Below are 12194 nucleotides of genomic sequence, written 5' to 3' on the forward strand. Positions count from 1 at the left end.
CGCTCATTGCCCGTCGACCGGCTCGGCGCCGCCCTCTTCATACAGCGTCGGGGTCAGGTCCGACACGTCGATGTCGCGGTTCGCATCGGGCACGACGCCCAGCATCGCGCCGACCCGCGCGATCGTGCGGCCGACGACCGGCGCGGCGTTCCACGCGGCGGTCTTCCACCCGCCGGTTTCCTTCGTTCCTTGCGGTGAATCGAGCATCGCGAGAACGACATAGCGCGGCGCGTCCATGGGGAAGGCGGCGGCAAAGGTCGCGACGTTGCGCGAATGGTCATAGCCGCCGGCGACCGCCGCCTCCGCCGTGCCCGTCTTGCCGCCAACGCGGTAGCCCGGCGCATCGCCCTTGCGACCAGTGCCGCGCAGCACGATCAGCCGCAGGAACTGCCGCATCCGCGCGCTCGTCGCCGGGCTGATGACGCGGCGCCCGGCAGGCGCGTGCCCGGGCTGCAGCTTCATCAGCGTCGCCGGCCGCCAGATGCCGCCATTGACGAGCGCGGCATAGGCGCTTGCCAGATGGAGCGGCGTCACCGCGATGCCGTGGCCGTACGCCGTCGTCATCGTCGTCGTGCGCGCCCAATAGGTCGGCCAGAGCGGACGGCCCTTTTCGCGAAGCTCGATATCGGGCTTCGTCCCGAAGCCCAACTTGTTGAACATGGCCTGCATCCGCTGCGGCCCGATCTCGTCGGCGACGCGCGCGGTCGCGACGTTGGAGGAGTAGATGAGCGTTTCCGCCATGTTGAGCCAGCGCTTCGGGTCGCCGCGCTCGTCATGGATGGTGAACCGCCCGACCTGGAGCGGATGCGTCGCATCGAAGCGCCGGGTCATCGACGTGACGACGCCGGTGTCGAGCGCGGTCGCCATCGTGATCGGCTTGAAGGTCGAGCCGAGCTCGAACACGCTTTGCGTCGTGATGTTGCGCAGCTGCTCGGTGCCCGACTTGCCGACCCGGTTGGGGTTGAAATTGGGCAGCGAAACCATCGCGATGACCTCGCCCGTCGCCACGTCGAGGATGATCCCGCCGCCGCCGCGCGCCGAAAAGGTCGTCATCGCGCGGCCGAGCTCGCTCTCCATCGCCGCCTGGACGCGGGTGTCGATCGACAGCGCGACCGGCTGACCCGTCGATGCGGGATCGCGCAGCCGCTCGTCGAGCACGCGCTCCATCCCGCTCATCCCCCGCCCGTCGGTGGACAGAAACCCCAGCGCGTGCGCCGCCATCGTCGATTGCGGATAGAGCCGCTGCGTCTCGCGCTCGAACACGATCCCCGGCTCGCCGATCGCGTTCACCGCTTCGACAAGCGACGGCGACGCACGGCGCTGGAGATAGGTGAACGGCACCTTCTTCGTGAGCTGGCTATAGAACCAAGCCTGGTCGCGGTGCTCGGGCATCAGGTCGGCGAGTTTCTGCGCGATGTCGCTTGGGTCGCCGATCAGCTTCTCCGGATGGACGCCGATCGTCCACGCATCGATCGTGCGCGCGAGCGGCTGGCCGTTGCGATCGACGATATCGCCGCGCGGCACCGCGCCCAGCAAATTGCTCCGCGCGCCCGGCGCATCGAAGATCGCCAGCATCGCCAGCCGCCCGACGACGACGGTCACGCCGGCGGCGAACAGCAGCATCAGGATCATCAGGCGCATGTGCGCCGTCGCCAGCAGGGATTGGCGCTTCTCGTTCAGCCGCTGGACGCGGACGGGACGGGCGACGAGCGCGGTCAACGCGAGCGGCGCTCCGTGCGCGCACCGCTCAGCAGATCGCCCAGCGTCGAATCGCTGAGCAGGCTGCGGTCGAGCATCGCCATCGCCTCGGCCTTGCGCAGTTCGACGCGGCGCTTGGACGCCGCTCCGCTTCCGGGCATCGCAGCCGCCGCCGGCTTCGTGATCGCCGCGATCCGCGTCAGCGCGGGTGTCGTGGCGGGCCGGTCTTGCGGCGCGTGCTCTTCCTTTGCCTTCGCGACCTGAAGGACTGCCGGAGCTGGTGAACGCGTGGTGGAGGCGGTTTCGATGACGGCCGGGGTGATCGCCGCCAGTGCGTAGCCGGACAGCGAGGGAACGATCAGCTGCGCGGTCTGGACCTGACCGGCGGAGCCTGCGGTTGCCGGCGTGCCGTCGAAGCTGATCGCGGCGAGCTGCGCCTCGTCACGCACGAACTGGCCGGCGGTCGGCGCGACGAGCGCCAGCGTATCGCCGTTCCACCGCTCGAGCTGCGCGAGGTTCGCGCGCGTATCGAACTCCGTTTCCAGCGCGCGAATGTCGCGCTGGGCGCCGGCGATCTGGCGGTTCATGCTTTCCAGATGCTTGCGCTCCGAGGCGACCTGCAACGACACGAGGTAGAAGGCCAGCGCGACCATCGTCACGCCGCCCATCCAGCCCAGACCCTTCAACCGATAGGCCGCCGTCATCGTAACGCCTCCACTGCCGCAACTGTTGACCAGGCCGGCGCTGCGGTGCGCCTGGCCGTTCTGAGCGTCGCCGAGCGCGCCCGCGGGTTGGCCGCGATCTCCGCCTCGCTCGCACGCACCGCGCGGCCCAAGATTTCGAAGCTCGGCTCGCGCACGTCGTTCGCCGCCGGCCGGTGGCGCGATCCTGCAGGGACGTTCCCCGACCGCTCGCGCAGGAACCGCTTCACCATCCGGTCCTCGAGGCTGTGGAAAGTGACGACCGCCAGCCGCCCGCCGGGCTTCAGCACGCGCTCCGCCGCTTCCAGCCCTTGCGCCAGCTCGTCCAGCTCGCGGTTCACATGGATGCGGATCGCCTGGAAGGTCCGCGTCGCCGGGTCCTTCTTGTCGTGCGGCTTGTGGCCCAGCGCCTTGCGCACCACCGTTGCCAGTTCCCCGGTGCGCGACAGCGGGCGCGCCGCGACGATCGCCTTGGCGACCCGGCGCGAACGCGGCTCCTCGCCATATTGGTAGAGCACGTCGGCGATCGCGGCTTCATCGGCGGTATTGAGGAAGTCCGCCGCGCTCTCGCCCGACTGGCTCATCCGCATGTCGAGCGGGCCGTCACCCTGAAACGAGAAGCCGCGCTCCGCCTGGTCGAGCTGCATCGACGACACGCCGATATCCATCGTCACGCCGTCGACGGGGACGGCGCCCCGCGCCTCGAGTTCCGGCGCCATGGCGGAAAAGTCGGCGGCGACCAGCGTCAGACCGGCTTCCGCGTCTTCGAGCGCACGGCCGTTCGCAATCGCATCCGGATCACGATCGAAGGCGACGACGCGCGCGCCTTTCGCCAGCATCGCCCGCGTGTAGCCGCCCGCGCCGAAGGTCGCGTCGATATGGCATTCGCCGGGGGCAATGGCGAGCGCGTCGATCACTTCGCCCAGCAGGACGGGGACATGCGGGGATTTCGCGCCGCCGCTCACAGCACCACCTTCTTTTCGGCGAGGTGATAGCGGCAGGCCGAGACCATCACGGCGGGGATGCCCGGCGTTTCGAACAGGATCGCCGGGTTCCAGATCTCGATCGTGTCGACCGCGCCCCAGAAGAAGGCGTAGCCGGCGATCTCGGCATGAAAGCGCGGGAAGCCGGGCATGATGAAGCGCCCGCTCGCATCGAACGGCGTCGCCTCCGCGCCCAGGCCGCCCTTGCGCTTGATGTTGTAGTCGAACTCGCCGTCGTCGGCGGGGTGCGCCTTTTCGCGCGCATCGAGATCGTCCGCCAACCGGTCGAGATAACCCGGATCGAACGCGACCAGGCAGCGCTCCTTCTGGTGCGCACCAATGATGATGGTGCCGCCGCCCTTGCCTTCGCTGACCGGGGAATTGGCGATGAGGGTGGAACGAAGCGGCGCAGGGATGGCGACGCGGCCCTTGTCGTCGACAAGGCCGATGCCACTCCCGAGATACCGTCCTCTGTTCGACACGCCAACCTCGCACTGCGGCGCGCACGACTCAACACTCCCCGAAAGCGACTTGCGTCACCTCGGACTGCCCGGATTCGGGAAATGGCGAGTCTGCCCCTCTACGTCCGCTGATTAGGTATCAGGGGCGCATCGGGGATGCAAAGGGATTTTTGGGGAAATTAGGGGATAGGCCCTTAGATCGGGGGTCCTGATCCGGCGAACCGCCACAGCCGGACGCCCGCGCCGGCGCCGAAACCGGCGCGCGCAACGTTTGGCACGGGGAATTTCGGGGAAATCATGGTGTGAGTCGCGGCGCGATCAGCGGTGCACGGTCGGGCGGACGGGCGGCGGCGTGATCGGGGCGGCCGCATTGGCCTCTACCGCCGCCGCATCAACCGCGGGGGCCACGCCCAGCTCGGCAAGCGGCTCGTTCGTGCCCGTCGTCGGCGCGGTATCATTCTCGGCGACGAGGTTCGCGACGACATCGGATCGCGAAGCCCCCACCGCGGTGACCGGGCGTTCGGTATTCACGGTCGAGAAGATCGCGCTGGCGAGTCCGATGAGCAGCATCACCGCCGCAAGGCCGACCATGCCGACCTTGACGCGCTGCGTCGCCTGTTCACGCGACCGTTCCTTCGGGGGTGCGACTGTCTTCATCCCGTCGGGCGTCTGTAGCGCTTCGTCGCGATGTTGTCGAATTTCGCTCAATCCGTCGCCGGTCCAAGCCCCTTCGTCGCACGCCACTGTGGGTTGTGAAGCGTTGAAAGATAACGGAATCCCGTGTCGCACAGGATCGTCGCGACACGGCTGCCCCCGCCGATCTGCCGCCCCAGCGCGATGGCACCCGCGACGTTGATCCCGGACGACAGACCCAGGCACAGCCCCTCCTCGCGAAGCAGCCGCTCGACCCAGTACCAGCCTTCGTCGTCGGAAATCCGGAACTGGGTATCGATCGGCGCACCGTCCAGATTGGCGGTGATCCGCCCCTGCCCGATCCCTTCCGCGACCGACGACCCTTCCGATTTCAGCTCGCCATGCGCGTAATACTCATAAAGCGCCGCGCCGTGCGGATCAGTGAGCGCGATGGTCACGCGCTCGTCATGCGCCTTCAGCCCGAGCCCCACCCCCGCCAGCGTTCCCCCGGTGCCGACCGCGCAGGTGAAGCCATCGATCCGCCCTTCCATCTGCTGCCAGATCTCCTCGGCCGTGCCGACGATATGCGCACGGCGGTTCGCGATATTGTCGAACTGGTTCGCCCAGACCGCCCCCGGCGTCTCCTCCGCGATCCGGCGCGAGGTGTGGACGAAGTGGCAGGGGTTCGAATAGGCCGCCGCCGGCACGAGGACGAGCTCCGCGCCGAGTGCGCGCAGCGTATCCATCTTCTCGCGGCTCTGCGTCTCGGGCATCACGATGACGGTGCGATAGCCCTTGGCGTTGGCGACGAGCGCAAGGCCAATGCCGGTATTGCCCGCCGTCCCCTCGACGATCGTCCCGCCGGGCTGCAACGCGCCCCGCGCCTCGGCATCCTCGACGATGAACAGCGCCGCGCGGTCCTTCACCGACGCGCCCGGATTGGCATATTCGCACTTGCCGAAAATCTCGCAGCAGGCCGCAGCACTCGGCCCGTTCAGCCGGACGAGCGGCGTGTTGCCAATGAGCGATAGCGTGTCGGGGGTGATCTGCATGGCCCAAAGATAGGGATACCGCGGCGCTGGCGGCAAGCGACCATCGCTTGGCCGCGCGCAAGTTTCACCACACGCCGCTGGAACACCGGCCTGCGGATCGCGCTTGACGGAACCTTGTGCATGCGCGAAGCGTCAGGGCGCTATGAAGAGCCCCCTGTTCCTCGCCCCCGCCGCCCTGCTGTTCGCACTTGCGGCATGCAACTCACAACCCAAAAGCCCCGAGGTCGTGGACAGCAATCCCGATCCGATGGCGACCCAGCTCGCCAACGCAGCCCCTGTCGAGCTGCCGCCCGCGATCAAGGCCGACAAGACGATGCGTTGCAAGGACAACAGCCTCGTCTACGTCACCTTCTTCGACGGCGACAAGCAGGTCTTCGTGAAGACGAAGAAGGACGGCACGCCGACGACGCTGAAGGCGCCAGCCGCCGGCGAAGCCTATGTCGCCGATGGCGGCTGGAAGCTGACCGGCAACACCAGCAACATCACGCTCGAACAGCCGGGCAAGGACTCGCTCACCTGCAAGGCGTGATCGCAGCCTGACGACATTCCAACGACGGCCGGCGAGACGCTCGCCGGCCGTTTTTCTTTGCCCGCGGCTTGCCACCCCGCGCCGCACAGGCCAGATTCCGCGCGTCATGGCGACCATCGCGATCTACAGTCTGAAGGGCGGCGTCGGGAAGACGACGCTTGCGGTCAACCTCGCCTGGTGCGCCGCATCGCTGTCGGCGCGCCGCACCTTGCTCTGGGACCTCGATGCGCAAGGGGCGGCAAGCTGGATGCTCCACGCCGGCCCCGCCCGCCAGCCGGCAAGCGCGCTGTTCCAGAAAGACGTCGATCCGGCCAAGCTCGTCCAGCCCACCGCCGTCGCGCGGCTCGATCTCATCGCGGCTGACGCGTCGCTGCGTGATCTCGACCGGCAGTTTCACGAACTCGATCGCAAGAAGCGGCTGCGCAAGCTCGTCGAATCGGCCGCGCGCGATCATGATCGCGTCATTCTCGATTGCCCCCCCGGACTCGGCGACACCGCCGATCAGGCGATCCGCAGCGCCGACCTGATCGTCGTCCCCGTCATCCCGTCGCCGCTGTCCGCGCGCGCCTATGCCGCGGTCACCGATCATGTCGGCGCGCGGCGCCCGATCCTGCCGGTCTTCGTCATGGTCGATCGCAGGCGTGCATTGCACCGCGCCGCGCTCACCGCGCATCCGGCCTGGCCGGTCATCCCGATGGCGAGCGCGGTCGAGCAGATGGCGGATCGCCGGGCGCCGATCGGCACTTACGCGCGGGCCAGCCCCGCCGCGACCGCCTTTGCCGATCTGTGGCGCCATATCGAGCAGCGGCTCGCCGGGTGAGAGCCCCCGTCGCGCCCGAGACGCTCGATCCCGCCCTGGTGCTCGGCGCCTATGCGGTGGGGGTGTTCCCGATGGCGGACAGCCGCGATGCGGGCGGCGTCTATTGGGTCGAGCCGCGCCGCCGCGCCGTCCTGCCGCTCGGCGGCTTCCACCTCTCACGCAGCCTTGCGAAGCGGATCGCCTCGGATCGCTTCCGGGTGACCGCCGACACCGCCTTTGCCGACGTGATCGCGCTGTGCGCCGAATCCGCCGAGGACCGGCCGGAGACGTGGATCAACACGACGATCGAGCAGGTCTTCCTCGATCTCCATGCGCGCGGCTTTGCGCATTCGGTGGAATGCTGGGACGGCGACCGGCTCGTCGGCGGGCTTTACGGCCTGGCGCTCGGGCGGGCCTTTTTCGGGGAAAGCATGGTCAGCCGCGCGACCGATGCGTCCAAGGTCGCGCTCGCCTGGCTCGTCGCGCGATTGAAGGTCGGCGGCTTCTCGCTGCTCGATTGCCAGTTCATGACCGAACACCTCGCGACGCTCGGCGCCGTCGAGGTTTCGCGCGAAGACTACAAGGCGTTGCTCGGTTCCGCCGTATCGGGGATCGACGGCGTCGCGGTCGCGGCCGGCGCGGTCGCATCCGCATCGTCGGGCGCCGCCGCATTCGGCGCGCTCGACCGGCTCGGCGCCGGCGACACGCCGACCTGCTCGGTATCGGGGCCGGTCTCGGGGAATTTCATCGTGCAGCTCTTGACCCAGACGTCATAGACCGCGTTCTGCACGACGTTGAGCGACGGGCGTTCCTTGTAGAGCCAGCCCGAGAAGACCCGCCGCCAGTGCTGGTCGATCCCGTGCACGTCGAGCTGGACGAACGCGCCGGTCAGTTGCTGCTGCTCCCACGGCGCGGTGCGCTCGCAGGCGCGCAGCCGTATGATCGTATCGCCCATCCGCACCGCCTGCCCGACCTTCATCGGCACGTTGCGCGAGACGCCGTTGCGCTTGTTGAGCCAGCCGATCACCGCGGTGCGCTCGGCCATCGGCGTCGTCCCGGCATCGACGACCGGGTTGTCGCTATCGACCGACACGACATCGCCAGCGGGCGCTGCGGGCTGCGCGTCGGGGACAGCCTGGCTGGATGCGGCCGTGCGCGGCGCGGGCGAGTCGGTGCGGGTGGCGATCCAGGTGCCGACCCCGGCGGCCGCGACCACCGCGGCGACGCCGATCGCCAGGGCGCGGTTCATGCGTCGGGCGTCCACGCCTCGTAATCGCCTGTCGCGGCGGCGCGCCTGCCGCCCTTTTCGAGCGCACCGGCCGGCCGATAGGCGAGCGCGGTGCCGGTCATGTTGGGGACCGCAGGCTTCTGCCAAGTGCGGCGCGGCGGCATCGACCGGTCGGGCACCTCATCGACCTGATGGTGCATCCAGCTGAACCATTCGGGCGCGATCCGGCTCGCGTCGTTGGAGCCGGCATAGATCACCCAGCGGCGCGGACGCCCCGCGGTGTCGCTGCCGCCTTCGTAATACAGGTTGCCGAGATCGTCCGAGCCGACCTGACGCTTGCCGCGCAGGCCCATCCAGGTGCCGAAGGTGGCGCCGGTCCACCAGGTGAACGGATTGAGGTTGAGTGCCATTGTGGCCCAGCGCTTAGCCGCAAGCCGCGGCGGCTTCAACCGCTCGTCACGCCGCGCACCCTCGCCGCGCCGCCTACTTCCCCCAGGCCACCTTGTCGCCTTCCGCGATGCCGAGTTCGGCGGCGCGACCGCCATTGATCTCGAGCACCGCCGCCACCGGCTCGCCCGACGGGATCGGCGTTTCCGAAAACGGCACGGTATTCTCGGCGATGCGCGCGATCGTGCGGTCGGCGCGGATGAAGAGGATGTCGAGCGGACTCGGCGTGTTCTTCATCCAGAAGCTCGCCTCGCGCAGCCCACCGCCAGCGGGCGGATAGGGGTGGAACAGCATCCCGCCATCCTTCGGGATGTCGGTGCGATACATCAGCCCCCTGGCCTGCGCCGCCTCCGTCTTCGCGACCTCGACGTGGAACACATGCGCGCCGTTGCTGCTCGTGATCGTCAGCGCGATGGTGCCCGCCGGCGCGTCGGCCGCCGTCGCGTCGCCCCCGCGCGCGCAGGCCGCCGGGATCGCAAGCACCGCCAGCGCCAGCGTCAGCCACGCCGTCCTCATGTCAGAGCACCTCCTCGACCTGCACCGCCAGCGGCCCCTTGTTGCCGTCGACGATCCGCGCGCGCAGCGGCTGTTCGGGCTCGACCTCCATCACGCCGCCGCGCCGCAGCGTTTCCATATGCACGAAGACGTCGCCCGAATCATCGGGGCGGACGAGGAAGCCATAACCTTTCAGCCGGTTGAACCACTTCACCGCGACCGGCTCCCACGGGCCGGCCTGGTCGATCAGCGCGGATGGATCGTTGCGCTGCGCACGCTCGCGCTCCGGCGGCGCTGCGACCGCGGTCGTCAGATCGAGGTCGAGGACGCTGCGCGCCTGGTAGCCCCGGTCCCGCCGCACCGCATCGACGACCATGCGCGCACCCTCGGGCAGGCTGCGCCGGCCAAGTGGCTGGAGGATCGAGAAATGCACCAGCACGTCGCCGATATCGCCGGTATCGGGAACAAGGAAGCCGAAGCCGCGGGTCACGTCGAACCACTTCAGCGTGCCCTCCACGCGAAAGCCATCCTCGACCGGTGCCTGCCCGGTCGCGGTCGCCTCCTCACGTAATTCCGCGTCACGCTGCGGATCGGCACGCATACCTAATTCCCCCGGAAGGCGGGAACGCTAGCAAAACTGACGCGCCGCACAAGGGTTATGGGGCACAATAGTCAGGCGGCGAATTCGGCCGCGATGTCTTCGGTCGACGCACCGGGCGGCGCATCGACGATCGCGCGGGCGATCGCGAAGCCGTGGCCGGCACGCAGCATCGCGGCGAGCTGCTTTTCCCGCCGCGGGCGATCGGATGCTGCAAGCGCGAACGGCCCGATCCGCTTGCGCCGGGCAAAGGCGAGCGCGGTCTCGGCGGCGCGCTCGTCGACGTCCGGGCGGATCGCCGCGGTATCCTGCGCCTCGATTCCTGCCTGCCGCCACGCGTCCTGCACCCGCCGCGCGCCCAGTCCGCGCCGCCCGAGACTGCGCGCGCGCGCTTCGGCAAAGGCGCGGTCGTCGATATAGCCCAGTTCCGCCAGCCGCGCGGCGAGCGCATCGGGATCGGCGGCCTCGCCCTCCCATCCCCGCTCGCGGATCTTGCGGCGCAGATAGTCGGCCAGCTTCGCGCGGCTCGTCGCGAACCGCTCGACATAGCGCAGCGCCAGCCGCTCCAGCGCCGCCGCGTCGAGCGGCGGTGGGGCCGCGCGGCCGGGCTTGCGGTTTCGTGTCATCGCGCCATCCCGATCGTTACGCCATCATTGTGCCACACTGGGATCGGATTTTGAACGCCAGGATCGGGCAGAGCTGTATCTCTGACCTCAGGCGGGGCCAACCCGCGACGATGAAGAACGGGAAGCGAAGAACGATGACGAGCGACACCCAGATGGCCGCGACGCCCAGCGTCGATGCGCTGCCGCGTCGGTTCGCCGATTTCGACACGCTCGGCGAGGCGCTGGATTATGCCGCACGCGGGGAGCGCGGGCTGAATTTCCACGACGCGCGCGGCAACCTCGCGCGACCCTATCCCTTTGCCGAACTGCGCGGCGACGCGCTGGCCGCCGCCTACCGGCTGATCGCGTCCGGGGTAAAGCCCGAGGACCGCGTCGCGCTGGTCGCCGAGACGAGCGCCGAGTTCGCCGCGCTGTTCTTCGGCGTCGTCTATGCCGGCGCCTGGCCCGTGCCGCTGCCGCTGCCGACCTCGTTCGGCGGGCGCGACAGCTATATCGAGCAGCTGCGCGTCCAGCTTTCCAGCTGCGACCCGACGATGCTCATCTATCCGCCCGAACTCGGCGAGATGGCCGGCGCCGCCGCGCAGGCGGTCGGCGCGCAAGGCATCGACTGGGCCGATCTGCTCTCGCGCCCTGCGCTTGAGACGCCGCTGCCGCAGGCGACCGCCGACGATATCGCCTATCTGCAATATTCCAGCGGATCGACGCGCTTCCCCCACGGCGTCGCGATCACCCACCGCGCGCTCCTCAACAACCTCGCGGCGCACAGCCACGGGATGGAGATCGACGGCACCGATCGCTGCGTTTCCTGGCTTCCGTGGTATCACGACATGGGGCTGGTCGGCTGCTTCCTGTCGCCGGTCGCCAACCAGGTTTCGACCGATTATCTCAAGACCGAGGATTTCGCGCGGCGCCCGCTCGCGTGGCTCGACATGATTTCGCGAAATCCGGGCACGACGCTCAGCTATTCGCCGACCTTCGGCTACGACATCTGCGCGCGCCGCATCTCGTCGGTGACCAAGGCGTCCGACCGGTTCGACCTCTCGCGCTGGCGGGTGGCCGGCAACGGCGCCGACATGATTCGCCCCGATGTGATGCAGGCGTTCGTCGACGCCTTTGCCGAGGCCGGGTTCAAGGCGTCCGCGTTCCTGCCGAGCTACGGCCTGGCCGAGGCGACGCTTGCGGTGACGATCATGCCCCCAGGCGAAGGCATCCGCGTCGAGCTGGTCGAGGAAACGCAGCTTTCTGGCGTCGAAGCGGGGCAGGATCGCCCGCAGCGCTTCCGCGCGATCGTCAATTGCGGCAAGCCCGTCCGTGATATGAAGGTCGAAATCCGCGAGGAGGACGGCACGCCGCTCCCCGAACGCGCGATCGGCAAGGTCTGGTGCGCGGGGCCGTCGGTGATGGTCGGCTATTTCCGCGACGACGCGGCGACCGCGGCCTGCATGGCCCCCGATCCCGCCGGCGCCGGCACCTGGCTCGATACCGGCGACATGGGCTATATGTCGGACGGCTATCTCTACATCGTCGGCCGCGCCAAGGACATGATCATCGTCAACGGCCGCAACCACTGGCCGCAGGACATCGAATGGGCGGTCGAGCAGCTGCCCGGCTTCAAGGCGGGCGATATCGCAGCCTTTGCGATCACCACGCCCGGCGGCGAGGAAACCCCCGCCGTCCTCGTCCAGTGCCGCAGTTCCGACGAGGCCGAGCGCGTTCGCCTGCGCGACGAGATTCGCGAGCGCGTCCGCTCCGTCACCGGCATGAACTGCGTGATCGAGCTGATCCCGCCGCGCACCCTGCCGCGCACCTCTTCGGGCAAGCTCAGCCGGGCAAAGGCACGCAACCTCTATCTCGCGGGCGAGATCAAGCCGTACGATCTAGCCGCGTAAGGTTAGAACGTTTTCGAACTAATTTGATCTTCCCGTTCGTTTCGAGCGCAGTCGA

At 68.8% G+C, this 12194-nt stretch carries 14 protein-coding genes and 1 pseudogene; 4 read left to right on the forward strand and 11 right to left on the reverse strand.

The genetic code is table 11. The features are described 5' to 3' along the window. Positions 1 to 3: 3 nt before the first annotated feature. The 6 genes from BOS5A_RS06815 to BOS5A_RS06840 all read right to left on the reverse strand — a co-directional run bounded on the left by BOS5A_RS06815 (position 4) and on the right by BOS5A_RS06840 (position 5528). Entirely contained in the window at positions 4 to 1719 is a 1716-nt protein-coding gene (locus BOS5A_RS06815; protein WP_151954381.1) for a peptidoglycan D,D-transpeptidase FtsI family protein, read from the reverse strand. Next, positions 1716 to 2402 (reverse strand): hypothetical protein, encoded by a 687-nt coding sequence (locus BOS5A_RS06820; protein ID WP_151954382.1) that lies wholly within the window; start codon positions 2400 to 2402, stop codon positions 1716 to 1718. Before BOS5A_RS06820 ends, BOS5A_RS06815 begins: the two co-directional genes overlap by 4 nt. Further along, entirely contained in the window at positions 2399 to 3364 is a 966-nt protein-coding gene (rsmH, locus tag BOS5A_RS06825; RefSeq protein WP_151954383.1) for a 16S rRNA (cytosine(1402)-N(4))-methyltransferase RsmH, read from the reverse strand. Before rsmH ends, BOS5A_RS06820 begins: the two co-directional genes overlap by 4 nt. Continuing rightward, positions 3361 to 3864, reverse strand: a complete 504-nt coding sequence (locus BOS5A_RS06830) for a division/cell wall cluster transcriptional repressor MraZ (RefSeq protein WP_151954384.1) — start codon at positions 3862 to 3864, stop codon at positions 3361 to 3363. Before BOS5A_RS06830 ends, rsmH begins: the two co-directional genes overlap by 4 nt. A 297-nt stretch (positions 3865 to 4161) precedes the next feature. Continuing rightward, positions 4162 to 4500 carry a hypothetical protein gene (locus BOS5A_RS06835; protein ID WP_151954385.1) on the reverse strand — a complete coding sequence of 113 codons (339 nt, stop codon included), beginning with the start codon at positions 4498 to 4500 and terminating at the stop codon, positions 4162 to 4164. Positions 4501 to 4547: 47 nt separating this feature from the next. Continuing rightward, positions 4548 to 5528, reverse strand: a complete 981-nt coding sequence (locus tag BOS5A_RS06840) for a cysteine synthase A (RefSeq protein ID WP_151954386.1) — start codon at positions 5526 to 5528, stop codon at positions 4548 to 4550. A 142-nt stretch (positions 5529 to 5670) separates the two neighbouring features. On the opposite strand from BOS5A_RS06840, the gene BOS5A_RS06845 reads away from it, so the two are divergent. The 3 genes from BOS5A_RS06845 (at position 5671) to aat (ending at position 7632) form a co-directional block, all read left to right on the forward strand. After that, positions 5671 to 6057, forward strand: coding sequence for a hypothetical protein (locus tag BOS5A_RS06845; RefSeq protein ID WP_151954387.1), 387 nt, complete (start codon positions 5671 to 5673; stop codon positions 6055 to 6057). 106 nt (positions 6058 to 6163) lie between these two features. Next, positions 6164 to 6877 carry a ParA family protein gene (locus tag BOS5A_RS06850; protein WP_151954388.1) on the forward strand — a complete coding sequence of 238 codons (714 nt, stop codon included), beginning with the start codon at positions 6164 to 6166 and terminating at the stop codon, positions 6875 to 6877. Between the two features lie 71 nt (positions 6878 to 6948). Continuing rightward, positions 6949 to 7632: a leucyl/phenylalanyl-tRNA--protein transferase gene (gene aat, locus BOS5A_RS06855; RefSeq protein ID WP_234419258.1), complete on the forward strand. Its 684-nt coding sequence runs from the start codon at positions 6949 to 6951 to the stop codon at positions 7630 to 7632. Between the two features lie 35 nt (positions 7633 to 7667). Here the strand turns inward: aat and BOS5A_RS16245 are convergent. The 5 genes and pseudogenes from BOS5A_RS16245 to BOS5A_RS06880 all read right to left on the reverse strand — a co-directional run. Next, positions 7668 to 8105: pseudogene (locus BOS5A_RS16245) on the reverse strand (DUF2155 domain-containing protein); the annotation flags it as partial. Next, a complete protein-coding gene (locus BOS5A_RS06865) occupies positions 8102 to 8494 on the reverse strand; it encodes an NADH:ubiquinone oxidoreductase subunit NDUFA12 (protein ID WP_151954390.1) in 393 nt (130 codons plus the stop codon). The gene BOS5A_RS06865 and the pseudogene BOS5A_RS16245, both read right to left, overlap by 4 nt. Positions 8495 to 8567: 73 nt before the next feature. Beyond that, on the reverse strand, positions 8568 to 9047 hold the full coding sequence (locus BOS5A_RS06870; RefSeq protein ID WP_151954391.1) for a DUF192 domain-containing protein: 480 nt from the start codon (positions 9045 to 9047) through the stop codon (positions 8568 to 8570). A gap of 1 nt (position 9048) precedes the next feature. Further along, the gene (locus BOS5A_RS06875; RefSeq protein WP_151954392.1) at positions 9049 to 9627 is read right to left on the reverse strand and encodes a cold-shock protein; all 579 of its coding nucleotides are present in this window, start codon (positions 9625 to 9627) and stop codon (positions 9049 to 9051) included. A gap of 71 nt (positions 9628 to 9698) precedes the next feature. Further along, on the reverse strand, positions 9699 to 10250 hold the full coding sequence (locus BOS5A_RS06880) for a regulatory protein RecX (RefSeq protein WP_151954393.1): 552 nt from the start codon (positions 10248 to 10250) through the stop codon (positions 9699 to 9701). 134 nt (positions 10251 to 10384) lie between these two features. Here BOS5A_RS06880 and BOS5A_RS06885 point away from each other — a divergent pair, with 134 nt between their 5' ends. Further along, positions 10385 to 12139 carry a fatty acyl-AMP ligase gene (locus BOS5A_RS06885; protein WP_234419230.1) on the forward strand — a complete coding sequence of 585 codons (1755 nt, stop codon included), beginning with the start codon at positions 10385 to 10387 and terminating at the stop codon, positions 12137 to 12139. Positions 12140 to 12194: the final 55 nt, after the last annotated feature.

Origin of the sequence: Sphingomonas sp. EC-HK361 (assembly GCF_902498785.1) — a bacterium.
In the GTDB taxonomy this organism is placed as follows: Bacteria; Pseudomonadota; Alphaproteobacteria; order Sphingomonadales; family Sphingomonadaceae; genus Sphingomonas.